Source organism: Wolbachia endosymbiont (group B) of Episyrphus balteatus (assembly GCF_947250575.1).
GTDB lineage: Bacteria > Pseudomonadota > Alphaproteobacteria > Rickettsiales > Anaplasmataceae > Wolbachia.
Genome location: NZ_OX366325.1, coordinates 1,122,603 through 1,147,933 on the forward strand (window position 1 = coordinate 1,122,603; position 25,331 = coordinate 1,147,933).

Consider the following 25,331-nt stretch of genomic DNA (forward strand, 5'->3'; position numbering starts at 1 on the left):
AGTGATCCCGACGCGATTCGAACGCGTGACCCACTGATTAAAAGTCAGTTGCTCTACCGGCTGAGCTACGGGATCATTTTATTTTTCAGCTATACTAAACAGTAATATAGTTTTTATCCATTTTAATCAAACTAAAATTTTCATGTGTGGTTAAATAAATTATATAATGTACTGTATTAGTGATAATTTAATTAAAAATTTTTGAAGGAAAACTTCTTGTTAATTCAAAGATTCATTTGGTAAAGCTGACGTACAACTCTAAAAAGATAGAGAATTATACATAAATGCAGAATTTGTGCACTATTTAGCAATAGCCTCACAAATAAATATTTCTTGCATTTCAGCCTGAGTGATTTATGCTTTAAGCAAAAGTTGGGGGCATAGCTCAGCTGGTAGAGCATCTGTTTTGCACGCAGAAGGTCAGCGGTTCGATCCCGCTTGCCTCCACCAATCCACAAACAAGAAAAGGGCGGTTAGCTCAGTTGGTAGAGCATCTTGTTTACACCGAGGGGGTCGGCACTGTCATCGCCCATTAAATGGAGAGTTTTTAGCCAAAATTTAAAATACAAAAATACACTAAAAACTAATCAAATAAACACGGTATCTCACTGTCAATATTTACCCATAAAAACTCTATATTTTACATAATCTATTAAGAATACTCTCTATTTCTCTACAATATAGGGTATTTTTCAACAATTTAGATAGAGTAAACAAGTCAATAAAAGAATTTAATTTGACAGTAGAGAGAGGTTTGTTTTGAAAAATATTTTAGATTGAGAAAAATTAGTGCTAAGTTGCAAAAATCTTTTTTTAACAGTATACTGTAATAACACTAAGGTACTATTAGTGACAGGGATTACACAAGAAAAATACTCATCAAAAACTCTAGCATCAGAACTGCAAAATCTTCCAGAACCTAGAGCAAGTCTTAATTCAGCTTATGAAAGCAGTGATATTGATGAGAATATTATTTTAGAACTTCCACTCAATAATTTGCTTTGTCTATTAGAAGCTCCTAAAGATGGCGACGAAGGAAGAAATGCTCGGTCAGGGTATCAAACATGCATAGATTTTATAAGAACTCATTATATTGTAAACGAGCAAGAAATAAACTCTAAAAGTATAGCTCTTTTCATAATAGTCCAAACGAGGTAAAATAAGGTTTTATAGTAGTGAAGGTAAGGATGCCAGCAGCATATAGTTATAAAAAAAGCAATGGAAGCACTAGAAGAAGGAGAGAGCAGGGAAACGGTGGCAGCAAGATTTAAAATTGGAAGAACTACGTTATGGGAGTGGCAGCAAAGAAGAAAAGAAACAGGAGATTTTCAGTCAAAAAAACTTGGAAATGGAGGTTATAATCACAAAATTACTGACTGGAATAAATTTACTGAATTTGCTAAAAAATATGGTGGTATCGGAAATGGCTAAGCTTTGGAGCAATGTTAGTATCCCAACGATCCATCGAGCTCTTAAAAAAATTGGACTCACACGCAAAAAAAGACATATGGATACAAAGAAAGAAACGAAGAAAAACGCGCTGAATTTTTGAAAATTATAGCAACAAAAGAACCTCAAAACTTAGTTTATATAGATGAGTCTGGCATTGATAACACCGAGTTATGGATATTGCCAGAAGGGACAGAGGTTTTATGCTCTAAAATCTGGTAAAAAAATTCAACGAATCAGTATGATTGCAGCCTTAAACGGCAGAAAAATAGTTGTTCCGTTAACATTTGAAGGCCACTGTAATATGGATATCTTTAATAAATGGTTTGAGCAGTTTCTGACACCGATTTTGAAACCTGGACAAACTGTTATCCTTGATAATGCTACTTTTCATAAGTCTAATAAGATTTGCTAAAGGAGTTGGCGCAGAAATTTTATATCTACCGCCTTATTCTCCCGATTTTAACAAAATTGAGCATCATTGGTTTGCTATAAAAAACAGAGCTAGTCCTCTATTCACATCTTTTCGTCATGCTGTTGATTCCGCTTTTCTATAAGCTTTTCGGACTATTATGAAAAGAGCTATAAATGGCTATTTATAATGAATTTTGTCAGTAACTGCCAGTTCTTTTCACTTGAGCGATGCAACAAAGCCCACTGGGATCCAGCCTGTTTTATCTTTTATCATAGAATGAGACGTTCAGCATATTCATCTTTTTCCATTACCATATCATAAACAATCATTCCATGGGAGCGCATAATTTCAGGTGTATGATCACGAATCAATTTATCAATCTTGAAATAATTTTCTTTATACTTCCTTTGACGGATATCAAAACTTTATTTGGTAAAATCAAACCGTGACTTTCGATTTAACCCAATTATACAATTTACTCATTTTACCATCTTGACCGAGCATTCCAGAGTTATTTTTATAAAAAGTGTCAACTATTAGCTTGATAGAGCCTATGGCAGCAGAAAATACGGGATTTTTATCATACTCGCCATCAAGGCCACTGAGAGACTCAGGGCATCCAATGCGGACTTGTTTGTTGAATATATAGCTTGCAATCTCTTTCATGCTTGTGAGTTGACTGGTTCCACCTGTGAGCACTACTTTATTGATTGGATCTTTTTGTTCTTGAAATTGTTCTCTTACCAGTTCAAATATCTCCTCAACTCTAGGTCTTATGATGTCAATAAGTTCGGACTTGGGTACTCGAGTCGGTTCATCATTTTCACTGTTTTGCAGTGTAATATATTCGTTCTCATCTATTGAAGTTACGACAGTGCTACCGTATAGTATTTTTATGCGTTCAGCATGCTCTATACTTGTGCATAGTCCATAAGCTATATCTCGAGTGATGTGAATGCCGCCAATTGGAATGCTGCTTGTGTATATAAGCTTTCCTCTCTTAAAAATTCCAATTGCAGTACACCCACCCCCTATGTCAACAATGGCAGTTCCTAGCTCTTTTTCATCTTCACTTAGACAGGCAAGGCCTGCAGAATATGCGGAAGCAATACAACCAGCCATACTTATCCCGCTATTATTAGTTATACAATTTTCAATGTTGGTAAGCGCTGGACGCGAAGCAGTGACGACATTAACATCAGCAGATAGTCTTTTTCCGTACAATCCACCAACCTCTTTTATATCAGTCATGTCATCCAAGTGATATTTCAGTGGTATATTGTGAATGATAACATTTTCTTCGATATATTTCTCAAACGTCTGAAAGACTACACGTTTTATATCTCGGTCTGAAATTTCGTGATTAGCTGCAATAATTTCGTTATATACGTTAAAAGATGAGACTCCACATCCGGCTACATTCACATATATCTGGTCTATAGTCTCTTCTGATACTTGCTCAGCTAAACCTATAGTTGATGAAATAGAGTAACTTGCATGCTTTGCATCAGTTATTGATCCACCGCTTATACCTTCTGCACTTTTATAACCCGTTCCTATTATTTTATAGCTGAAGTTGCTATTGATCTTAACAATGAGACAGATAATTTTTGTTGTACCTACGTCTAAAACGGCAAAAACATTTCGCTTCGGTTTTATTATTACTGCAGAGTACATTAGTTGACCTTATGACACAATTCCATTCAAATTGTAGCTTCCTTTAATAATTTATATTTCTATTAAAAATACAGCAACATTTTAATATACCCAAAATACTGTACAAAGGAAAAAATAAAACATAAAATTTTAATTTTATGTCTAAATTGCCAATTGTAATTGCCCCTGATGAAAGGTTAACTACACGTGCCAGTGAAGTAACAGATATAAACGATAAAATTAAAGAATTAGTAAACGACATGTTCGAAACTATGTACCATGAAGATGGTCTTGGCCTTGCTGCAGTGCAAATTGGAGTGATGAAGAGAGTTTTTGTCATGGACGTTCAGCCAGAGAAGGCTGAAGATGGGCCAGCAGGATATGAATCAACTGGCAAATTTTGCATGATTAATCCTGAAATTACAGAATTATCGGGTGAACAAGTAATTCTCAAAGAAGGGTGCCTTTCAATTCCAGAGCAAAGCCATGAAATTAAGCGTCCAAAATATTTAACTGTGAAATATAAAAATTTAAATAACGAAGAACAGACGCTAAAAGCTAGTGGTTGGCTTGCAAGGTGTATTCAGCATGAGTTAGATCATTTAAATGGTATATTATACGTTAGACATTTGTCTAAATTGAAGTACGATATGGCTATGAAAAAAGCTCAAAAGGTTAAGAGGCACTATGAACAATGAAGATCTAGAATTGTTGAAGTTCTATCATGAAGTGGGTGTTGACTGCACGCTAACTGAAGGTGAAGAGGAAAAAAAAGTGGAAAATGAGAGAGCTGCACAGTCTTCTGTCATCGAGCAGAAAAAAGCCATGTTCCCAAGTGACTGGATCATTAAAGCAAGGAAGCTTGCAAGTGAATGTGGTAGTGTAGATGAACTAAGAAGTGCAGTTAAGTCATTTGAGGGTTGTGAAATAAAAAAAACTGCAACTAATACTGTTTTTTCTGATGGTAATCCGAATGCAAAAATCATGCTTATTGGTGAAGCACCAGGAGCAAATGAAGACCTGAAAGGCATACCATTTTGTGGTGCAAGCGGAATGCTGCTCGATAAGATGCTCGGTGCAATTAATCTGGACCGCACTAAGGTATATATAAGCAACACCGTGTTTTGGCGTCCACCAGGTAATAGAAAACCAACTGATCTAGAGCTTGATATGTGCAGACCATTTGTTGAGAAGCATATTGCTCTTGTTTTACCGCAGATTCTAATTTTAGTTGGAGGAATTGCATGTTATAGCCTTCTTGATAACACAAAGACTATATCGAACTTGCGTGGCAAATTTCATACTTATACTAACCAATATTTATCTCATGCAATTACCACAGCCGCTATATTTCATCCAGCCTATCTACTTCGTCAACCAGCACAAAAACGCTTAGCTTGGGAAGATTTAAAGAAGATTAGAGAATATCTTGATAATACTAATAACCACACGGATGTTTAGCTTACTACTCGTTATCATCTTAGTACCGGCTAATTGCATTAAATATTGAAAAATTTACTAAACAGAGAAAAAGGCACAAGAAAATCTATCAGCTACTACCTATTTTTTTAATTGGCGTTTTTCATTGTATTAAATGCTTTGATAAGCGCATTTTAGCTTATGTGGGTAAAAGTTTTATAAAGACATAGAGTGCACATAGTGCAAAAAATTAAACATCAAGTATATTGAGCTTTTTGTCGTTTTATCTGCACAGACTGAAGATAAATAATATATCTTCACCCTTATTTTAAGGAGAATGGCGGAGTCCGTCAAGTAACTCTTGCCGTTGCTATAGCTGCTTGAGTTCCTGTAATCACAATGTTGGTGCAATGCACGCATGGAATTTTATTTACTCTATAATATGTTGGTTTATAGTAGTACTAATGCAGAAATAAAGGGAGGAGACATTGGAAAGCAATATAAAAAAATTGAAAGGAAATTTTTTAGAACAAGCAATTAGAGTAAATCATGCTGGCGAATATGGAGCCATTTGCATTTATTCCGGTCAAAAATTTATTCTTAAAAAATCTTCCATAATTGACAAAATAATTGAAATGGAGGAGCAGGAAAAAAAACATTTCCACTATTTTAATGAGAAAATCAAGGAGCAAAGAGTTCGTCCTACTGTTTTGTTGCCAGTTTGGGGTGCTTTAGGGGTATCACTTGGTGTTGTAACTGCCATGATGGGTAAAAAAGCCGCTATGGCTTGCACTGCTGCAGTTGAAGAAGTGATCGGAGAGCACTACAAGGAGCAAGTCTTACATTTAGAAGATGGGGAATTAAGAGAAACTATAAGTAAATTTCGCGATGAGGAATTAGAGCACAGAGATATTGCAATTCAGCACAATGCCGAAAGCGCACTTGGCTACAACGTTTTATCTTTGTTCATAAAAACAAGCTGCAAAGCTGCTATTTACCTCTCTAAATTGATTTAATCAATCACTATTTGACAACCAACCACATTTGCCTTTAGTTCTTGTGCTAATTGCTGCCCCATATCCTCTACTACAATCGAATGCGTATGAATGTTTATAATTAATTTCTTAATTATTATCCTAAAAATACATTAATTTAATCCCCTATTAGAGTTTTCTTGTTGTTGTAAACATGTTTGCATAAGACTAGTAGATGGAACGTTTTTAATAGTCTGAGTTAACTCCTCAGGAATATTTTCAAAACTCTTGCCCATAACTTCTAAAACACTTTTCCCCTGTATAAGACAATTCCCTCCAAAGCTTGATTTGTTTTCTAACTTGCTAAACCTTATTTTGCTTTTCTCATCAATTTCTACTACCATTTTGTTACCATCTTTCCGTAGATAAATACTAATCTCTCCTATTTTAGTAGTAAAAAATATTTCAATACCACCTTTTAAGATATCTGTGTAATTTCTTTTTCCATCTTCTGTAATTTCAACTTTTACTATACTTTCCTCAATCTGAAATATGCCAACTTCTAAATCCTTAGCTTTTTCATTATTTAAAGTTCTCGCAGTTTCAACAATACTACCTTGTGGATACTTAATATAAAAATATTTATTATCTACTTCTACTTCAAGATCATATTTATCAATTTGCTTGTTATTTTCTTTCACAATACCTTCATATGCTAGACCCTCTAGCATTTTTTTCTTACTCTTACATTGTTCGTTAAGATCATTTAAATAATTAGAGCCGTAATATCCGCCTTCAATATCGCTATAAAAAGATAATCCTTTTTCTACCCCACCTTTTAACACTAAATTACGAGTGATCTTTTGTATGATATTTTTTGTAGTTGAATTGTGTGGATTTGCATGAAAGCGATTAATTAATTCTTCCACTTTTTCAAATATAAAATTTGTTACAGTCTTATTATCCTTACCGTAATATGAGTTTAATCTTATTCCTTGATTTAAATAACCCTCTATTATGCGTTCCATGTACTTTAAAACGCTTTCTTGCTCATCGTGTTCTGTTATACCTTTTATTATCTCATCACAAAATTTTTTAACTAGAATTTGTTCATCTGTAGTCAATGGTATTTGCAATTTCGTAGAAGATGAGTCTCGCTCAAAAAGATAAATTATTGACAATTCTTCTGCTCTTTTAATAAAGTCATAACTTCTTAGATATTCTGCAACATCTTTGTTTTTTGCGTACCTTTTCTTGATTAAATCCATATGCCTATCTTTACGACTTATAGTCGGTAATTTTGGATTTGATGAACTACTCTGTTGACTATTGAAGAAGCTGTTAGAGAACTGTTCAGGCTCTAAAATAAGATTACTTTCACCTTGTTTACCTACTTGCTTAGACATATTATATACCATAACCACTAAAACTTTTTAGTGATTACTTCAATACATAGATAAGTCAATAAAAATATCTTTTTCTCTTCAGTGCTAAAAAATTGTCAAAAATCTCAAAATTGGTTAATTGCATATAACCTACTTTCTGGTATACATCAAAACTACCGTAGAAAGCTTCAACTTTGAAAGGGATTAACAAATAAAATTCTTGTACTTTGCCTCTACTAAAGTACAATCAGGCTTTATTTAATATTTTTCATGCTTGATGAAGTACATGAGGAGTGCGGGGTATTTGGCATAAGTTATAACCAAAGTGCTGCTTTTAACTCTATACTTGCTCTCCACGCTTTGCAGCATAGAGGTCAAGAGTCTTTTGGCGTAGTAACCAGTAACAACGATAAGCTGCACTCTTATCACTTTCAAGGCCAAGTGAGCAGTGTATTTGATGATATAGATGAAATAAAGAAATCCTTACCTGGGGATTGTGCAATAGGTCATGTTCGATACTCAACAAGTGGTAGTAAATTTGGAGTGCAGCCCATGTTTGGCAAAAGTGGCAAATTTGGGGATTTTGCCATAGCACATAATGGTAATTTAATTAATATTTCTCCGATACGCGAACAATTAATTAAACAAGAGTGCGTTTTTCAGTCAGATATTGATACAGAAGTAGTAGTGCATCTGACAGCAAGCAGTGAAAAAGATAGCTTTTTAGAGAGTTTTATATATGCATTAAAGCAAATACAAGGTGCTTATTCTTTTGTGGCAATCAATCAAGAAGTAGTTATTGGAGTACGTGATCCATCTGGAATCAGGCCTCTTGTTTTAGGAAAGTTAAACGGTTCTTACGTTCTTGCATCTGAAACTTGTGCTCTTGATATAATAAATGCAGAGTTTATTAGAGAAATAGAACCAGGCGAATTAGTTACCATCAGTTCGGATAGTAAGCTAGCCTCAATGTTTCCTTTCCCACAGCAAAAATCAAGTTTTTGTATTTTTGAATACGTTTACTTCTCGAGACCAGACAGCATAATGGAGAAGAGGTCCATATATGATATAAGAAAAGAAATAGGAAGAATACTTGCAGAAGAGAGCCCACCAAAAAACAATGTAGATATGGTTGTACCAATACCTGATTCTGGAATACCTGCAGCTATTGGATATGCAAAGCATTCAGGATTACCTATGGAACTGGGGATAATTCGTAATCATTACATAGGAAGAACTTTTATACAACCCACCGCTGAAGTACGTAAAGTTAGAATAAAATTAAAATTCAATGCTAATAAGCACACTTTGAAAGGCAAAAACATAATTTTAATAGATGATAGTATAGTGCGTGGTAGTACGCTCAGAAATATAATAGTTATGCTAAAGGATGCAGAAGTAAAAGAGATTCACCTCAAAATTTCAAGTCCACCAATTAAGCACTCTTGTTTTTATGGAATAGATACACCAGATTGCAAAGATTTAATTGCTGCGACTCAATCTATAGAAGAGATAAAGGAAAGTATAGGAGTAGATAGCTTAGCCTTTTTGAGTATTGATGGGCTATACAGAGCTGTTAAAGCAGAAAAACGTAACAATGCTACACCGCAATATTGTGATGCTTGTTTCACTGGTGACTACCCAATTGGTAAGTAATCTATTATTAATGAAGGTGAGGTTTTTTCTATGTTATATTAACAGTTTTAAAAATAGATTTTTTGCATAACCATATAGTTTTTGCCTGGGCGTCATTTGAGTGAAAACTACTTTACAAATTTCGTCATTCCCTTTACTATGATACTAAGAGTATTTATCCTTATTTTTGACCTGCAGGCTCAATCACAAAATCAGTAAAAAACTCAAATATTTATTGGCAAATTACACAAAAATTATAGCGGCTTTTTTTATTTTTTCTACATTCAGCCAAAACGCGCTTGTTAGCACATTATTATAGCGCCAATTTACATTATAAAACTCGTCACACGAGGATTCTTCTGCCTTTTTTCTTCGTTTGGTAAATTTCTTAATATTTATAGCTAAAGCTTCAGGCTAGCACTTGATGCTGGAATCCAGAAATCTTTTGAGCACAAAAGTTATGCTAGGTTTTTGTTGGTAAGAAAGGCTGATTACTTTTATGCTAATAATTTTACTACTCTGCTGAACGGATACAATTGAATATAGTATAGTCTTCTGTTCTGACGAGAATAGTTTTATTCCATCCATCAAAAAATGCTAAATTGAGGTATGTATCACCCTTATAGGGCTTGTGAATTTCAGTTATAATAAATTCTGAGATTAGGTTATGCTCTAAAAAAAGGTGTGCTATTTGTGCCCCACCAATCACAAAGACTTGAGAACTACTTTGAATTGACAGAAATTCTTGCATGGAAGAGACAACAGTACATTTTGGACCTCTATTAAAACACTTGTTACGGGAGAAAACAATAGGTGTACGATTCTTTAGTATGCTCTGAGGCACGGTTTCAAATGTCTTTCTTCCCATCACAATAACTTGCTTGTCGGTTACTTGACAAAAATGTTTGAATTCACTTGGATAACGCCAGGGCAAATCATTATTTATTCCAATTACCCCATTAGGGTCAACAGCCATAATTCCAATAATCTTCATCCTTTTAAGACAGCTTGGGCTACAAAAAATCTCATGTGGTCGCGTACATTATGCACTCTAAGGAAATCAACCTTATTTTGCAGTATAGCAGATGTAGCAATTGTTTCTAAATCTCTATTAGAGGGAGATTCTATGGAAAAAGAGGAAATAAATGACTTTCTGGAATGGCCAACTAAAACCTTGCAGCCAAAATTTTGTAAAGTTTCTATACTGCGTAAAATCTGAATATTCTGATACATAGATTTGCCAAAACCAATACCAGGGTCAATAATTATTGAATTTTCATCAAAACCCAGGCCTAGTAGTTTGTTAATGCTCTTCTCTGCCCAATTATTTATGATATCAATTGGGTCAGTGTCATGTGGAATAATATTGTCCTTATGTGGTGGTATCGAAAGTGAATGCATAATAACGACACTACACCCACTGCTAGCAACTTCTTTTAAGGTATTACTACTCAGATCTCCCTTCTGATCATTTACCCAGGCAATATTGTAGTGCTTCAAAACGTTTAAAATAACGTCTGGCCAAAAACTATCAATGCTGACTTCAATATCACCATTTTTCATATAGTCGCTAAGATTATCAAGTACTGTTTTTAGACGTTCATACTCTTCCTCTGGCGTCTTTATTGAAGCTCCAGGCCTTGTTGATTGAGCTCCAAGATCAACTATGCTTGCACCATCTGATACCAACTGCAATGCCTGCTTGGTTGCTCGATTCGCATCATAATAAAGACCACCATCTGAAAATGAATCAGGGGTAATATTGACGATACCCATAAGCTTTGGTGAAAGCGTAAAACTCTTTGAAAAACATTCTTGAACATTGAAAGCAAAAGTTTTGTTAACCATTGCCATCAAGTGGAGCAAAAATGGTCTGTGTACCAATTCTGGATGAGGAATTTTAAGGTCAGGTGTATCAAGCGTTAGATCATCCCATAACAAAATATCTAAATCAATAACACGAGGTGCCCATTTTTCGTAGACTTGTGGACGACCAATATCACATTCGATTTGTTTTAAGCCTTTTAGTAGCTCCTCAGGAGAAGAAGAACAACTTCCATAGACAATCATGTTAAGAAATGGCTTATTCCACTCAGGTGGAGCACCATTTGGTAAAATAGCCTCAGTTTCTAGAATGATCGAAGACTTTAAGTCTTTTAAATAGCGCTTCTTTAGTAACTCAGTAGCTCTTTGTAAATGGGAAAGGCGATTCCCTATATTTGATCCAATAGAAATATAGATCATTCTTGCAATTCATTACAGTAAGTAAAAAAAACGCCCCCATGCACACCAGGAACTGGTGGTGCGATTTTGTGAGTAGTCACCCTGACAGAAGAAATAATATGCTTCTTTCGCAGCAAAAGGTTATTAATGGCTCTGTATATCTCATGAGTTAAATGCTCGATTAAATTAAATTGCTTGCCCTGAACAAGAGATTGAATATTTTGCACTACTTCCAAATAGCAGATAGTATCTTTAAGTTGATCAGTTGTAAGCCCTGAAGGAGGAGATTTAAAAGTGAAATCAACGTCAATACTCACCAATTGGGGAGAAGACTTCTCTTCTGCACTACATCCCAAATGAACCCAAAGCCGTAAATCAGATATAAGAAGATTACATGCTACCACTGAATTTAGTATCTACTTATAATTAATGACAAACATCAACATTCATCATGCCATCAAGAAAACCCCATAAGAGTTTTGCTCCTTTTTCAGCGCCTTGCATAACTTTCTCTTGTTCTTCTTCGTTTAAATCTGCAATAAGGTTTGCACATTCTTCAGAATGCCACTCATCAGCTCCCATATGAACGGTAAAAAATTTGAGAGAACGCTCATCATTTATTGAATAGTGTTTTTTCAGACCTTCAATTTTAGACTTAGAAACCTCTGGAGTTTGACGTTCATAAGCGTACAGAGCTCCAAGACCTGCTGCAAAATCTGATTTTACAATGTCAAAATAACCATCAACTAATTCTCGTGTCTCCTTAATTTGTGCATTTTCACAAAGTTCTGAACGTGCTACTCCCAGTCCTTCAGCAAAACGCTGCCATAATTCTGGGTGATTCTCGTCGCCTTGTTCTTCCTCTATTAAATTACCAAGTAAAACTTGCCGCATTTTCAAATTCGGACACAAGGAATGTATACCGCTGATATAACGAGGAAAAGCAGCAACATGGTGATAATATTCCTTAGCGTAGGTTTGCAGAGCCTGCAGGCTTAAGCCACCTTCATTCCATGACTCGTAAAATGGGTGTTTTAATAAGTGTAAACTATCTAATTGATTATTAAGTAATTGAACAAATGTCATAAATAAACAGTAAATTGTTTTAGGCTACGTTTAGGTTTATCAAATGTCAAGAGGCATTTCTCACTACTACTTTAATTCCAATAAATATAAAGATAGATACGCTATAAGTTAATTTTTTAGTAAAATTGATTTTTTCTAAAATTTCATGTATTATTAAATCAATATAGTGAAAAACGCAAAATGAAAGTAACAGAAGAAAATACAATAAAAATTAGGGAAGAGTTCGTAGAAGTTCAAAATGGAATGCGAATTCAAAAGATCGTGATGTCAAACTCGAAGAGCAGTGCAGATAGCAGAAAGAAAAAGCATATAGTTTACTTTCCAGGGCTTACATATACTTTTGAAAAAGAGCCAAATGAAGACAAAAGTGAATGGAATTGGGCAGCTGAAGCAGGTATGGATGTTCACCTTATTAATTTTCCTGGTTCTGGAAAAAGCAAAGGCCATTCTTTAAACGGTCGAAATCGAGTAAATGCAGGAATTGGAGTCATTTCAGATCTTCTAAAGCAAGGCATTCACCCAGACAATATAGTACTGTATGGAAGCTGTGCTGGAGGACCAATAGCTGCGGAGGTTTATAAAAAGTTTAAAAAAGATGAAAATATTCATTTAAGATGCATTATCAATAAATCCTTTAGCTCATTCAAAAAACTTGTAGTGAAATTACTACACATATCAAAACCTAAATGGCTATTTCCTCCTATAATAAAATTCATACTCAAATGCTTTGGTTGGCACTTTAAGCCACACACAATAGTAAACGACATTACTCCATACACAATTTGTTTTAACTTAGAGAACGATGGCTTTATTAGTAAGCAGGCAAATATAGGTACTAAAATTGCTGACATAGAAAAAAGTCATAGGAAAAAAAACTACCAAAAAAAAGAAACTTTTGAAGGTTTTGAGCAATATAAAGAGTTTTTTATGGAGCATGCCAACTTAGCTAAAATAAAAAACCTTGAACCTGAAGTTGGAATAATGAAAAAATGCTGGAATAAGTTTCTATCGTTACTACCTATTAAGGCAGATGATATTCACTTTTCTTCGATTACAGAATTGTGCTCATCAAGTGAACACAAATACAATCTTCCTGAGCTGATTTCACTCTTTTTAGAATTCACAGATAATTATTTTGAAAAGAAGGGCTCTCTCAATCAAGAGAAACAACCAGAGATAAAAACAGAAGCGATATGTGGAAAGAATAGTGAAAAAGAAATAGAGGAAAAGAAACAGTATTTTACCAATTTAAAGAATTATTCAATAAGTCAGGGTATATCTAAAAAGCTAACATCTCTGCAAATATTGCAATAAGTGTTTCTTTTGTGATTAAAAAAACATTGCATCTAGAGTATCTGCCATAAGTGATAATTCTGTGCTTTCATCATAGAGATTGTTTTCACTAGCTAATAATTTCTCACTAATTTGTGGATAAAATTTAGAAATGCACTCCTTACGGCATTCATCTAGGAATTCTGGGTCTGTCTGTTTTTTTGTGTAGGAATCGCATTTCAACTTACAAAATTTCAAAACTCTAGGATAGTGATACTCACGGCATTCATCTAGGCATTTTTGGTCTGTCTGTTTTGTTTTGTTGACATAGCATTTCTGACGACATTGATTCAGCATAAATTTAATCCCTTTCTCTCTGTTTGATGCTTGTTGTTGCATAATATTCTCCAATTCAAATAATTCTAATATTAGCATGCAAATATGAACATTATGTTAATACCATTACTTTTTAGGTATACATGGCAAATTTATGCCTGGAAACAGTTTTTGGTTATTTCCTACACTTTCTTTATAAAAATCACAGGCGCCTGTGATTAGCTAAAGTAAAGGTCAAGTATCTGGAATTCTGGACATAAAATCCTCCTGTATAAAAAGATTAGAAAAAAATGCAGCGCACACACGACAGATATAAGCTGAAGAGCACGCTTTTTATTGAAAGATTAATTGAAAGTCTGCAGACAAATTTGAGCTCTTAAAATATCTCTAATTGTCATTATAATCAGATTCAAAATACGCGGAAGTAATTTTTTTTGACAATAGATTTCTTTCATAACCAGGCGTCATCCCAGCTGAGATCCAATAAGAAAACCGCGCTGGAATTTTTGAATTCCAGTTATGCAAGGAATCTAATATCATGGATTTTTCAAACACTAACAACCAAGTACTTTAATAAGGCAAAAAGCTTATCCAAGAAAGTAGACCTTGCAATTGTATCGATAGTGGTGGGATTGGTAGGACTCGAACCTACGACCAATTCGTTATGAGCGAACTGCTCTAACCGACTGAGCTACAATCCCTTTTATCAACACCTATAATACACGCAAAAGGAAATTTGTCTACTCGCTTATTTCACTATCAACCCAACTGTGTAAATCATTTATTGCGCCAATTTTGCGTGCAATTTCCTTACCATCTTGAAATATGATTAAAGTAGGTATAGATTGAACTCCATACTTACTTGGCACTTCAGTTTCTCCATCTATGTCGAACTTGCAGATCTTGATCTTGCCTTTTCTATCCTCAGCCAATTGCTCGATACGTGGCATCAGACTTTTGCATGGTCCACACCATTCTGCCCAAAAATCTACCAGCACAAATCCTTTGTGGTTAGCAACTTCAGATTCGAAATTTTGATCATTTACCGCTTTAATATCATCACTCATAAAATACCTAAATTTTTATAAATATAGCGTATCAATTAACAGCTGATCAACTAAATTTTTCTGGATTCAAGTGAAGTGATTACATATGATGATTAAAGATATCTACACTCCCCCAACCCATTGAATCTAGCTCAATACGAGTAGGAAGAAATTCAAAGCACTTTTCGGCTAATTCTTTTCTATTTTCACGTTCTAGCATTAAATCTAGCTTTTCCTTTATTTTATGGAGATATAAAACATCAGATGCAGCATAACTTTTTTGCTTGTCTGTTAAATTTTCATTTCCCCAATCAGAAGATTGTTGTTGCTTATTTAATTTTATATCAAGTAGTTCTAAGCACAACTCTTTTAAGCTATGATTATCTGTGTAGGTGCGAACTAAACGTGAGGCTATTTTCGTGCAATAGCAAGGCAGTGCCCAAGTTTGCAGGTAGTAATGTATTATACTCACATCAAATCGCGCAAAGTGAAATATTTTGGTTATATTTTTATCCTCTAATATTTTTCTCAAATTTGGAGCTGTATAATCGTTTTTGAATTGAACTAAGTGAGCGTTGCCATCATTGAAAGAGAGCTGAACAAGGCATAATCTATCTCTGCTATGCAGTAGCCCCATTGCCTCTGTATCAACAGCTATAGATTTTATATCATTCGGTATTGCACTGGCTGGCAGGTCGTCCTTATATATAAATATTCTCATAAATTTAATATGTTTTATGACACATACAATAATCAAAAATGAGTTTTAAGTATACGAAAAGATCATAGAAAATTGGCTCTCATGATTTTCATGCATGTAGGGTTTACAAATTGTAATATGTACCTATAATTAGAAGTAGAATCTAAGCAGAATTTAACTGCGGGAGTAGCTCAGTTGGTAGAGCGCAACCTTGCCAAGGTTGAGGTCGAGGGTTCGAACCCCTTCTCCCGCTCTTTAATTTTAACATAAAAAATTTCCTTCCCCTATTCAACTAGTTCAGCTATACTAAAAGTAGCTAAAAGCTTTTTAGAAAATTATTATTTAGGAGGATTATATGGACAACAAGACTAAACCAATGTTATTTGACTTAGGTATAGCTACATCAATAGGAGCACTTACAGGTTTGGGACTCAGTTTTACAGCTTTATCACCTTTAGTAATGGGTGGAATTATTGCTGCGGTTTCGGCAGCCTTACTTGCATGTAAATTTATTTATAATGAAAAATTTTCCAAAGAAAGTTTTTTTATTGGTGCTTGTTCATGTGCTGCAAGCTTTGCAACTGGAGTTGGTCTTGCTGCAGCTGCAACTGCTGTTTTCCCTGGTGCAATGCTTGGAATGGGATCGGCAGCTTTAGCAGGTGCGGTGATAGCACCCATAGCAGTAATCGCAGGGGTATTTGTAACATTTTGTGTTATTGAACCAATAGCTGAAAAAGTGAATGATTATATTATATCACCTATAGTTGAGCGTTTTTCTTCAAAAGAGGAAGAGTGCAATCTACCTGCAAAATAATCAATTGACGTTAGCATTTAGTTTTCTTTATAATTTCCTTTGTGAAAGAAGAAAAATGCTTATTTGTAACGATAGCTGGTTTGCCAAATGCTGGAAAGTCAACGCTAATTAACAGCATCGTAGGCAAGAAAATTGCAATTGTCACCCCTAAAGTGCAGACAACAAGGACACAGGTAAGGGGTGTTGCTATATGCAACAATGCGCAAATTGTTTTTACTGACTCTCCGGGAGTGTTTTCAGCAGAAACAAATCTTGAAAAAGCTTTAGTCAAATCTGCATGGGGAGCAGTTAAGGATAGTGACATTACTTTATTGCTTGTTGATGTAAACAATTACCTAAAAAATATAGAAAGAATAAAAACGATATTTGCACGACTGGAGCGCACAAAAGGCAGATGCATTTTGGTTATCAATAAAACTGATTTAGTAAAGAAATCAGAGCTCAAGATGGCACATGAGCACCTAAATTTGCTTTATAAGTTTGAAAAAATTTTTACGATCTCGGCACTGAAGAATGATGGACTTTCTGATCTGACTAGTTACTTGTCTGAAATTGCACCGATAGGCCCTTGGTTTTATGAAAAAGATCAAATAACTGATTCCTCAGCTGATTTTTTATCAGCGGAAATTACGAGAGAAAAGTTATTCTTGAACCTACGTGAAGAATTGCCATACTCTACAGCTGTTATAACTGAACAATTTGAGGAAAAAAAAGATAAGAGTTTAGTCATAAAACAGATCATATTTGTATTGAAAGATAATCATAAGAAAATAGTGCTAGGAAAAGACGGCAGTAGCATAAAAAAAATTAATATCGAGGCGCGTACAGAATTGGAAAAGTTATTTGAGTGTAAAGTTCATCTCTTTTTGTTCGTAAAAGTGCGACCTTGGACTGATCGCCCTGAGGAATATATAAGTAATGCTTAATTCTTTGTTAGTATTTGATATTGAAACTATACCAGATGTAAATTCCTGCAAGAATTTACTAAATATTAGTGATGATAGCAGTGTAGAAGAAAAGAGGAACGCATTAACAAAATATCATCTTGAAATAACAAACGGGCAAAACTCTTTTCTGCGTCAGCCCTTCCACCTTGTTGTAGTCATTAGTTTTTTACTTTGTAATATAACACGCCAGAGCGGTTATGAAATGTTCACACTACAAGAAATAAGATCTGGAGGCACAGTAAACTCCAATGAAAAAGAGCTAGTAAAGGGATTTTTTAACTACATATCAGAGAAAAAGCCAAGACTAGTTTCGTTCAATGGACGCACTTTTGATATACCGGTACTGAAGTACCGTGCTATGGTTCATGGCATTCAAGCAGAATATTTTCACAAAGCTGGCGATAAGTGGAATAGTTACAATCAGAGGTACAGTAGTGATTGGCATTGTGATTTGCTTGAATCTCTCTCTGATTTTGGAGCTTCTGCAAGAATGAAGATGAACGAAGTTTGCGCAGCATTTAATCTTCCCGGTAAGATTGGAGTTGATGGTTCACAAGTTATGGACTTATATGATAGTGGCAAAATACAAGAGATTCGCGATTATTGTGAAACAGATGTGATTAACACTTATTTGATTTATTTGAGGTTTATGCATCATCAAGGAAGAATTACTACAGAAAGCTATAATAAGAGCATAGAAGAACTGCTTTTAGAATGCGAAAAAAAAGAACACCTAAAGAAATTTAAAGAAGAATGGAAAATAACTTCTGGTGGAAATTTTTATATTGAATTTAAATGAATAGATGCTACAGAGCAATCTAATGATTGCTCTGTATAGTAGTTATAAACTCCTTGTAGTAGAAAAGACATTTTGATGTGCCCTTTGCTTAACTTCTGCTTGTTCAAGCTTAGAAAAATTTTCTAAGTTTTTATCTTGGTATTCCTTTTTTACTTTCTCGAAAAAATTTTGTCCACCAAGAATATAATTACCTAAATTAGCAGCATAATATTGAGCATTACCTAAAACTGCACAGTTAATTCGACTTAATATTCTCGAAGGGTAATAAAAGAGAGAAACGTTATTGTTCGATCGGAAATCTTTTTCATCCATTATTTTAATGGCTTCATGATAACCATCTATTTGATGAACAAAATATCCTTCAGGTACTGATATTCTCAATTGTGCACCTACATGAGCATAACCACAAATACCAGGTGATACCGCTGGTACTGGGTCTTGTCTATGTTGAGTTACTCTAATGGTTTTTTCTTGAAGAACATCATTATAAAATTCACTAGCAGTAAGATCAAAAACTCGTGGATCACCAAAAGTTGCAACATGAACATCTTCAGCTCCTTCTGTTTTATTGAGGCATAAAGCAGCTATCTTAGCAATAGCTCCTCCCATACTGTGACCTGTGAGATTAATTTTAAAATCCTTGATTTCTGATCCCTGTTTTTCAGCATGAGATTTCAAAATGCCATACAGATTAGGCCATGAATCCATAAATGAATTATAGAAACCACAATGAATTCTTCCACCTTCAGGTAAAAATTCCGAAGTAGCAAAAAGTACATTTATATCAGTAATTCCATCATTAAAACTCTGGCTCAGACGAGTACCATGGTAAGCTATTGTTATTTCTTTACCTTTTATAAAAACGTGACCAGCATCTTTTTCAAAGCTATTACCAAATGGAATAATTTCATAACCTTCGCTGATGAGTTCAGCTCTAGTTTTATACATTTTTTCAGTAGATGGAACAATTTCAAAATCTTCTACAATTTCAAATTCAGTTTTGTATACTCTTTGAGCTAGGTTGTTACATCTTTTTTTACTTAATTTACCATCATCATCGCCATAGCTTATCTTGCAGAAATTACCCATTTCTAATAATTTCTCTCGATCAAATCCTGCAATTTTTACAATACTTTCATCTATTTTATAGTCAGAAGGTAAAGAACATGGCTCATTTGGATCAGCACGATTTATAAATTCATAATCTTCAATGATCTCAAATTCATCGTCATATTCTTTCATCTCGTATTTGCCATCATCTACTGAAATAGAATCTGGCTGTTCAGTATTACCTGGCTCTGACCCTGTAGCAGCACCTGTAGTGCTAAACCAATTTCGTAAAAAACTAAAATCCATAAATACCTTGATTATTAAAAATAAAACAATAATTCACTAATTATAATATAAACTAATATTATTGTCAATAGTTATATTAATATTTTAATCTTTATGTACTTTCACTTGAGTAAATTTTACTTCCATAGAATAAGTATAGAGTTATAATACACTAACAAGCAAACCTCTGTACTAAATTTTGGTTAATATACACGTTGAGCGTATTAAGAAAGTTGCTTTTAAAGTATTGCATTTTACTTTTATTTTCGCTATAAGGTTGCTTTAAGTTGGATTTTCAACACCTTTATACTATTTATGTTATGATTTTAAAATTTTTTGGGGGCACTTCATGAAAAAATCTATTTATACTAGAACTGCTCTAGCTTCTCTATTGACTTTATGTTCTTTCAGTGGCTTTGCTGCTGACTTTTCTGACGAGAGTATGAAGGAAGTAAAAAAGCAAGAGAGTAACGAGTCAATCAAAACTTCTGGAAAGATGGAAGTGATGAAGACGTCAAATAAGAAACTAAAAGAAAAAATGGACAGGATATGTAATGCTGATCCAAGAAAAAAAGCTGAGGAGCTTAAGAAAAAAGAAGAACTAAGATTAGCAGCTGAGCAGAAGAAAAAAGAGGAGTTAAAATTAGCAGCTGAACAAAAGAAGAAAAAAGAAGAGTTAAAATTAGTAGCAAAACAAAAGAAAAAAGATGAAATTAGGCTAGCAAAAGAGAAAAAAGCAAAGCTTATAGAGGATTCAAAGGCGAAAGCTCTAAGCACTAAAAATTCTAATGTAGAAAAGTCAAAAATTAAGGGTTCTAAAACTAAGAATGCTAAAATTGAAGCTAAAGATATAAAAAAGGATGTAAAAGTTGTTAACAGCAATACAGAGGAAAAAGGTAAGGCAAGTCCTGTTGTTTCAGTTGGTGGTATTGATATTATCAATACCAATCAAGGGGATGGTTTAAGAATAACTTTCGGTGGCGTTGTTGATTCTCAAGGTTATGGTAACCATGGGCTAAGTGGCTATAACCATTATAATGTTATGCCAGGTAAATCTACAGATTATTTTAACAATACTCCAGATAGTATAAAAGGAGCAAATCCAATATTTCCTAAAGGGATAGGGAATATTGGTGATTACAGTGAAAACATGGGCATGATTTCAGATGCAATATTGCACTTAAGAGCTGAAAATAAAAATGAGGATATTGGTCTTCGTTATGGTGCCGATGTACAATTCCATGTTCCAGTTACTGAAGGTAAAGGAGCTTCACAAGGCGTGAATGCTGCAAGAGGTAGAAGTGCACATGTGTTTTTGAATTCAAAATATGGTGATCTGAAACTTGGCTATCAGTTTGGTCCTGAGTCTCTGATGAGACTTGATGCAACAAGAATTGCAACTGTTGATGGAGCTGCAGATAGTGACTGGTTCAGAAAAGTAAACTTAGAAGGAAGTGCTGCAAACTTCCCATTTTACGTAACACCACGTCTTTACACTGAAAGCTTCTCGAGCGAGAGCGAAAAACTCTCCTTCCGTATGGCAGGAAAATACAACAAAGAGGTTATGACCACATTGCCGTTTAGAGCTGCTTACTACTCGCCGAATTATATGGGTGCAAGATTTGGTCTTAGCTACTCACCTCGCTACGATAGTGGTTTATCCGTTGTAAAAGAAATAGCTCCAGATTTCCTCAAAGATTCAAGTAATAAGGTAACAGGGGTAAAGAATGAGGAAACGTTAAGACATGTTGGACCAGATTACCAGCATATAATAAGTGCTGGTGCATCATATGAATATGACTTTAGTAAACATAATATAAAAGTTAAAACTTCCGTAGTTGGTGAGTTTGGCTTGGCAAAAGAGCCAAGTAAAGATAAGCATCTTTATAAGGAATTTGTAGAGTACAATGACCTGATGGGTGTTAATTTGGGTGTAAGCGCTGATTATAAGATTGATGAAGGTCAAAATATAAAATTCGCTGCTTCTTTTGCATATTTAGGCAAATCTGGTCAACCGAAGAGTATCAAGGAACTCAACCCTACTTCAAAAGAATATAAAGATACTAATGATGATGTTAGAAAAAATGGCTTAAAGCAATTTAATGACAAGGACACCATGTATTGGACTGCAGGTGCTGGTTATCAATATGATAATATCTACACAAGCTTGACATACTTTGGTAGCAGAATGAGCGACAAAGATATGCTTCATGATGTTGCACTTGGTGTTCAGTATGATCTATCTTCTTGCAATAAGAGCAAGTTTGTTCCTTATGCAGCCTTACATTATTTTATGACTGATGAACAAGGTGCGCTGAAAGACCAAAAAGATACTGATGTACCTTCTAACCAAGGAATTCTTCTACTAACTGGTGTGAAGTTTTCTTTCTAATTTGTTCTAGTAATACACACCACAACTTGAATGTGGTGTGTGTCTTGTCTGTTAGTGTTTATTTGTCGATCAAATAAACATAAGCCAGTGCGTAACAAACTCTACGAGTATTTATTTTATTCACACAATAAGTAATGTCATCCCAGTCACAGCTGTACGAAAATTGTGGCAATTTGCATAGTAAATGGTGTCATCCCAGTGCTTGACACTGGGATCCATTTTTCCATCATCATCAGAAACGTTGTATTTTAACATTACTTTTATACTCGTAAATTTAACTGGATGCCAATGTCTGGGCGCTGGCATGACACCCTATGGCTACTCAGATAATGGATATAATCCCTTACCTATCGAACGTTTTCAAATTCAATCAATTAAGCAGTATGCAAACCAAACTAAAAAACCATTTAACTGGAGAATTACTTACCATCGCTACTTGCTGGAAATTAACACTTGTAAGTGGGGAGGTAATGGGATTCACTGACTATGATAAAGATTTAAATCTCAATAATATACTCTATAAATCTTCAAGCGGTTTTATAGCCAGCAGTATAATATTAAATAGCGATTTGAGAACTGATAATCTAGAAATTGAAGGAATATTAAATAGTGCTGATATTAAAGAAAAAGATGTTTTATCAGGAAGGCATGACTTTGCAAATATTGAAATATTTCTTGTGAATTATAAAGATTTGAGTCAGGGAATTATGAATTTGCATGCAGGAACTTTTGGTAAAGTAACATTAAATAGTGGGAGGTTTATCGCTGAAATTAGAGGTCTTGCGACAAAGCTTGAGAGAAGCATAACAGAGCTATATTCTCCTGTATGCAGGGCACAATTTTGCGATGATAGATGTAAAGCTGATGCTAAAAAGTTTAGTAGAATGAGCACAATTACTAAAGTGATAGATGAAAGAAGATTTGAAGACACTAATTTAATCGAAAGCGATGGATATTATAAGCACGGAGTGTTTAGTTCAGCAACATTTGAAGTTGTAGTTAAAGAATACAAAAATAAAGTAGTTACATTATTTGCTTCTCCTCCATATCAAATTTCTACCGGAGATAAATATTCGATACTTGCAGGTTGTGATAAAGCGTTTTTAACGTGCAAAAACAAGTTTAACAATACTGTGAATTTCCGTGGCGAACCATATATACCAGTTGTTTAGCAGCATAATTTTTAATATTATGAATAAGTATGGAAAGGTGGCTGAGCGGTCTAAAGCACACGCTTGGAAAGCGTGCACATATGAAAATATGTCGGGGGTTCGAATCCCCCCTTTTCCGCACATTATTTCTAGTATAACATAGGATTTTCCGTTTTGTTCTTGAACGTAATAACCATATAGCATTAGCACTTCAGCTCCGCAATTTTTCAGAGTCATCTACGTCAATAAAAGAATAGAGTTATCAAGTTGCAGAGCCTTCTTGATTTTTGATGACGAAGAGTAATAGAAATACATCCAGTAGCCAGCATACCTTCCCTATTCCTAACAATATCTTGCAATACTATACTTAGTCTGTGTCATTTCTCCCTAACCTCAGCAAAAGCTAATACCCGTATATACTTAACCTACCATAATATGTCAATATAATTCTTTATTGAAAATTTTAGGAAAAATAAAGAAGCCTCACACTTTTTTGTTAAACAGACATTAAATCGTAAGTGTCCATTTCTGCTGCATGTGCCTGAGATAATTTATACATAGTAGACATAGCAGATTTACATTCATCAGCGCACTTTTTGATAGGCAGTACCTCATCACACATGTCACCGTTAGTAGGATACCTCTCATCACAGTTTACCTTACATTTTCCTCTACCGACTAGATCCCAGGAACTGTATTTATCTTCACAGTTTCTGTGACAATTGTGAAGTTCTTTCGCTTTGCTCTCTATCAATAAATTACCCACATTAGGATCATATCCAGGTATTGCATAAGTTTTAGGTAGATCCTGGGCTCCAGTCATACAACCAACATCTACAATTTTTAAATCACATTTTCCCTTAACATTCTCTACTAAGCATTTTTTGACATCATCAGTATGCCCATCAGCTGACCTAATCAGCTGATACAGACATTTATCAGAGCATTCCTTATCAAAAAATTTACCGCGGGTACATATCTTATTGCACTTTTCCCTATTACCAACACCAAATTCGTCTTTACCAAATTCGTCTTTCAAAAATACCTTCCCTCTAATTCCATCTACCTATTGACATAATATTCTCCCAAAGATTAACATTTTAATATATTAGTACTAATATAGTATTAATAGTATATTAGCTTTCCAATACAGTTTTCACGAAAGTTAAAACAAATTATACAGCCCTCCTTCCTCTTCACCTTAACAATTCTTTATTGAAAATTTCATGAAAATGTTGTATAATTATAGAGTAGTAGAACTTGGTAAAACTTATGGCAAACGCTAATTTAGCTTTCAGTAAAGAAACTTTACAGCATCTTGCTGAATTATCTGAACTTACTAAGCAACCTGCTCAAGCATTAGCAGAAAAACTACTTAAAGAAGCAATCGAGCTTGAAATTGAAGACTTTTTAGTGTCTAAAATTTCTGATGAGCGTGATGTTGAAGGTGCAGAAACAGTTGATTACAAAGATGTAAAGTGGGATTAGAGCATTATAAAGTTAAGTCTCTCAAAAGTGTTGTTGAGAGAGATTTACCAAACCTTCAAAAAACAATAAGGCTAAGAATCCAAAAGGCTATAAAAGAACGTCTTACAGTTGATCCAATAAACCTCGGTGAACCATTACACCACAGCTTAAAAGGACGTAGAAGGTTAAGAGTTGGTGAATATCGTATAATTTATAGAGTAAATCAATTAGAACAAATAGTAACTATCACAGAGATAGGACATAGATGTGATATTTATAAAAAATAAATATAAACATTAAATATACATTATACAGCCCTTCTTCCTGATCCATTCTTCCGATATAATTCTTTATTGAAAATTTTAGGAAAAATAAAGAAGCCTCACACTTTTTACTGTATCTGCTACAGAACAGAAAATGAATCTGCGAGAGCATGGAAATTGTCTCCAATACCTCTTAATGTATCACTTATATCAGTAGGGGTTGACTCCTGTGAATCAGATCTAAATTCGCCATGAGTATCTCTCAGATGACACCACCACTTGCAGTTATTTCGCTCTGCTGTTGCCCACCAACCATCACCTGGCCATTTTCCTTCGCATTCTCTATGGCAACCATTTAATGTATCAGCTGATTGTACCCCCTTGTCCTGATCCAAATCATTCAAATTTGATTCATTTCGGTGTACACGTGTTTTTCCATACTGTGTTGATTGATTATCCAACTTTTGTTCTGGACCTTTGAATATATTTTCTCCCCTCGTTCCTGAATTTTCAGCAACAATACCTCTTTGTAAATTAGATGGCATAACATTCTCCTTAATTAAAAAA

Annotated in this window: 26 protein-coding genes, 6 tRNA genes and 1 pseudogene; 18 read left to right on the forward strand and 15 right to left on the reverse strand. The window is 34.5% G+C overall.

Features of this window, described 5'->3' with window-relative positions; all coding sequences use genetic code 11:
* Positions 1-2: 2 nt before the first annotated feature.
* Positions 3-75, reverse strand: a tRNA-Lys gene (locus OOL05_RS05360).
* A gap of 299 nt (positions 76-374) precedes the next feature.
* Here OOL05_RS05360 and OOL05_RS05365 point away from each other — a divergent pair.
* The 4 genes and pseudogenes from OOL05_RS05365 to OOL05_RS05380 all read left to right on the forward strand — a co-directional run bounded on the left by OOL05_RS05365 (position 375) and on the right by OOL05_RS05380 (position 2,006).
* Positions 375-450 (forward strand) — tRNA-Ala (locus OOL05_RS05365).
* Positions 451-467: 17 nt separating this feature from the next.
* Positions 468-532 (forward strand) — tRNA-Val (locus OOL05_RS05370).
* Between the two features lie 317 nt (positions 533-849).
* Positions 850-1,158 (forward strand): hypothetical protein, encoded by a 309-nt coding sequence (locus OOL05_RS05375; protein WP_264704516.1) that lies wholly within the window; start codon positions 850-852, stop codon positions 1,156-1,158.
* Between the two features lie 29 nt (positions 1,159-1,187).
* Positions 1,188-2,006, forward strand: a pseudogene (locus OOL05_RS05380) (IS630 family transposase).
* 296 nt (positions 2,007-2,302) lie between these two features.
* Here OOL05_RS05380 and ftsA read toward each other — a convergent pair.
* Positions 2,303-3,541 carry a cell division protein FtsA gene (gene ftsA, locus OOL05_RS05385; protein ID WP_010403853.1) on the reverse strand — a complete coding sequence of 413 codons (1,239 nt, stop codon included), beginning with the start codon at positions 3,539-3,541 and terminating at the stop codon, positions 2,303-2,305.
* A 137-nt stretch (positions 3,542-3,678) separates the two neighbouring features.
* Here ftsA and def point away from each other — a divergent pair, with 137 nt between their 5' ends.
* The 3 genes from def (at position 3,679) to OOL05_RS05400 (ending at position 5,955) form a co-directional block, all read left to right on the forward strand.
* A complete protein-coding gene (gene def / locus OOL05_RS05390; protein ID WP_010403849.1) occupies positions 3,679-4,218 on the forward strand; it encodes a peptide deformylase in 540 nt (179 codons plus the stop codon).
* Positions 4,208-4,981, forward strand: coding sequence for a uracil-DNA glycosylase (locus OOL05_RS05395; RefSeq protein ID WP_264376021.1), 774 nt, complete (start codon positions 4,208-4,210; stop codon positions 4,979-4,981). Before def ends, OOL05_RS05395 begins: the two co-directional genes overlap by 11 nt.
* A gap of 446 nt (positions 4,982-5,427) precedes the next feature.
* On the forward strand, positions 5,428-5,955 hold the full coding sequence (locus OOL05_RS05400; protein WP_007302313.1) for a demethoxyubiquinone hydroxylase family protein: 528 nt from the start codon (positions 5,428-5,430) through the stop codon (positions 5,953-5,955).
* Positions 5,956-6,086: 131 nt separating this feature from the next.
* Here the strand turns inward: OOL05_RS05400 and OOL05_RS05405 are convergent, their stop codons facing one another.
* Complete coding sequence (locus OOL05_RS05405) at positions 6,087-7,319, reverse strand: hypothetical protein (protein ID WP_264730101.1); 1,233 nt, start codon at positions 7,317-7,319, stop codon at positions 6,087-6,089.
* 249 nt (positions 7,320-7,568) lie between these two features.
* On the opposite strand from OOL05_RS05405, the gene purF reads away from it, so the two are divergent.
* The gene (purF, locus tag OOL05_RS05410) at positions 7,569-8,954 is read left to right on the forward strand and encodes an amidophosphoribosyltransferase (RefSeq protein ID WP_264375095.1); all 1,386 of its coding nucleotides are present in this window, start codon (positions 7,569-7,571) and stop codon (positions 8,952-8,954) included.
* A gap of 493 nt (positions 8,955-9,447) precedes the next feature.
* On the opposite strand, the gene OOL05_RS05415 is transcribed toward purF, so the two are convergent.
* Genes OOL05_RS05415 through OOL05_RS05430 form a run of 4 tightly spaced genes read right to left on the reverse strand, consistent with a single transcriptional unit; the run spans position 9,448 to position 12,242 of the window.
* On the reverse strand, positions 9,448-9,927 hold the full coding sequence (locus OOL05_RS05415; RefSeq protein WP_052264777.1) for a dihydrofolate reductase: 480 nt from the start codon (positions 9,925-9,927) through the stop codon (positions 9,448-9,450).
* Entirely contained in the window at positions 9,924-11,177 is a 1,254-nt protein-coding gene (folP, locus tag OOL05_RS05420) for a dihydropteroate synthase (RefSeq protein WP_264730103.1), read from the reverse strand. Before folP ends, OOL05_RS05415 begins: the two co-directional genes overlap by 4 nt.
* Positions 11,174-11,560 carry a dihydroneopterin aldolase gene (locus tag OOL05_RS05425; protein WP_052264775.1) on the reverse strand — a complete coding sequence of 129 codons (387 nt, stop codon included), beginning with the start codon at positions 11,558-11,560 and terminating at the stop codon, positions 11,174-11,176. The genes folP and OOL05_RS05425 overlap by 4 nt, the downstream gene beginning before the upstream one ends.
* Positions 11,561-11,582: 22 nt before the next feature.
* On the reverse strand, positions 11,583-12,242 hold the full coding sequence (locus tag OOL05_RS05430; protein WP_264376025.1) for a CADD family putative folate metabolism protein: 660 nt from the start codon (positions 12,240-12,242) through the stop codon (positions 11,583-11,585).
* Positions 12,243-12,422: 180 nt separating this feature from the next.
* On the opposite strand from OOL05_RS05430, the gene OOL05_RS05435 reads away from it, so the two are divergent.
* Positions 12,423-13,556, forward strand: coding sequence for an alpha/beta hydrolase (locus OOL05_RS05435; RefSeq protein ID WP_264730106.1), 1,134 nt, complete (start codon positions 12,423-12,425; stop codon positions 13,554-13,556).
* 15 nt (positions 13,557-13,571) lie between these two features.
* Here OOL05_RS05435 and OOL05_RS05440 read toward each other — a convergent pair whose 3' ends face one another.
* The 4 genes from OOL05_RS05440 to OOL05_RS05455 form a co-directional block, all read right to left on the reverse strand.
* Positions 13,572-13,913 carry a hypothetical protein gene (locus tag OOL05_RS05440; protein ID WP_264730108.1) on the reverse strand — a complete coding sequence of 114 codons (342 nt, stop codon included), beginning with the start codon at positions 13,911-13,913 and terminating at the stop codon, positions 13,572-13,574.
* 561 nt (positions 13,914-14,474) lie between these two features.
* A tRNA-Ile gene (locus OOL05_RS05445) sits at positions 14,475-14,551 on the reverse strand.
* Between the two features lie 39 nt (positions 14,552-14,590).
* Complete coding sequence (gene trxA, locus OOL05_RS05450) at positions 14,591-14,917, reverse strand: thioredoxin (protein ID WP_007302120.1); 327 nt, start codon at positions 14,915-14,917, stop codon at positions 14,591-14,593.
* Positions 14,918-14,996: 79 nt separating this feature from the next.
* Positions 14,997-15,617, reverse strand: coding sequence for a ribonuclease D (locus tag OOL05_RS05455; RefSeq protein ID WP_007302121.1), 621 nt, complete (start codon positions 15,615-15,617; stop codon positions 14,997-14,999).
* 159 nt (positions 15,618-15,776) lie between these two features.
* Here OOL05_RS05455 and OOL05_RS05460 point away from each other — a divergent pair.
* The 4 genes from OOL05_RS05460 to OOL05_RS05475 all read left to right on the forward strand — a co-directional run bounded on the left by OOL05_RS05460 (position 15,777) and on the right by OOL05_RS05475 (position 18,156).
* Positions 15,777-15,849 (forward strand) — tRNA-Gly (locus OOL05_RS05460).
* A gap of 102 nt (positions 15,850-15,951) precedes the next feature.
* Complete coding sequence (locus tag OOL05_RS05465) at positions 15,952-16,410, forward strand: hypothetical protein (protein WP_264730110.1); 459 nt, start codon at positions 15,952-15,954, stop codon at positions 16,408-16,410.
* Positions 16,411-16,451: 41 nt separating this feature from the next.
* Entirely contained in the window at positions 16,452-17,336 is an 885-nt protein-coding gene (era, locus tag OOL05_RS05470; protein ID WP_007302123.1) for a GTPase Era, read from the forward strand.
* Complete coding sequence (locus OOL05_RS05475; RefSeq protein ID WP_007302124.1) at positions 17,329-18,156, forward strand: 3'-5' exonuclease; 828 nt, start codon at positions 17,329-17,331, stop codon at positions 18,154-18,156. Before era ends, OOL05_RS05475 begins: the two co-directional genes overlap by 8 nt.
* Before the next feature lie 42 nt (positions 18,157-18,198).
* Here OOL05_RS05475 and OOL05_RS05480 read toward each other — a convergent pair whose 3' ends face one another.
* Positions 18,199-19,512: a lipase family protein gene (locus OOL05_RS05480; RefSeq protein WP_007302125.1), complete on the reverse strand. Its 1,314-nt coding sequence runs from the start codon at positions 19,510-19,512 to the stop codon at positions 18,199-18,201.
* A 328-nt stretch (positions 19,513-19,840) separates the two neighbouring features.
* On the opposite strand from OOL05_RS05480, the gene OOL05_RS05485 reads away from it, so the two are divergent.
* Positions 19,841-21,883 (forward strand): WD0745 family porin, encoded by a 2,043-nt coding sequence (locus OOL05_RS05485; protein WP_264730112.1) that lies wholly within the window; start codon positions 19,841-19,843, stop codon positions 21,881-21,883.
* Positions 21,884-22,003: 120 nt separating this feature from the next.
* Here the strand turns inward: OOL05_RS05485 and OOL05_RS05490 are convergent, their stop codons facing one another.
* The gene (locus OOL05_RS05490) at positions 22,004-22,189 is read right to left on the reverse strand and encodes a hypothetical protein (protein WP_264730114.1); all 186 of its coding nucleotides are present in this window, start codon (positions 22,187-22,189) and stop codon (positions 22,004-22,006) included.
* Positions 22,190-22,266: 77 nt separating this feature from the next.
* Here OOL05_RS05490 and OOL05_RS05495 point away from each other — a divergent pair, with 77 nt between their 5' ends.
* Positions 22,267-23,055 (forward strand): DUF2163 domain-containing protein, encoded by a 789-nt coding sequence (locus OOL05_RS05495; RefSeq protein WP_029237622.1) that lies wholly within the window; start codon positions 22,267-22,269, stop codon positions 23,053-23,055.
* 31 nt (positions 23,056-23,086) lie between these two features.
* Positions 23,087-23,173 (forward strand) — tRNA-Ser (locus tag OOL05_RS05500).
* A gap of 357 nt (positions 23,174-23,530) precedes the next feature.
* On the opposite strand, the gene OOL05_RS05505 is transcribed toward OOL05_RS05500, so the two are convergent.
* Positions 23,531-24,073: a hypothetical protein gene (locus OOL05_RS05505; protein WP_264730117.1), complete on the reverse strand. Its 543-nt coding sequence runs from the start codon at positions 24,071-24,073 to the stop codon at positions 23,531-23,533.
* Between the two features lie 233 nt (positions 24,074-24,306).
* Here OOL05_RS05505 and OOL05_RS05510 point away from each other — a divergent pair, with 233 nt between their 5' ends.
* The gene (locus OOL05_RS05510) at positions 24,307-24,522 is read left to right on the forward strand and encodes a hypothetical protein (protein WP_264730119.1); all 216 of its coding nucleotides are present in this window, start codon (positions 24,307-24,309) and stop codon (positions 24,520-24,522) included.
* Positions 24,513-24,788 (forward strand): type II toxin-antitoxin system RelE family toxin, encoded by a 276-nt coding sequence (locus OOL05_RS05515; protein ID WP_264682880.1) that lies wholly within the window; start codon positions 24,513-24,515, stop codon positions 24,786-24,788. The genes OOL05_RS05510 and OOL05_RS05515 overlap by 10 nt, the downstream gene beginning before the upstream one ends.
* 116 nt (positions 24,789-24,904) lie before the next feature.
* Here OOL05_RS05515 and OOL05_RS05520 read toward each other — a convergent pair whose 3' ends face one another.
* Positions 24,905-25,309: a hypothetical protein gene (locus OOL05_RS05520; RefSeq protein ID WP_264730121.1), complete on the reverse strand. Its 405-nt coding sequence runs from the start codon at positions 25,307-25,309 to the stop codon at positions 24,905-24,907.
* Between the last annotated feature and the right edge of the window lie 22 nt (positions 25,310-25,331).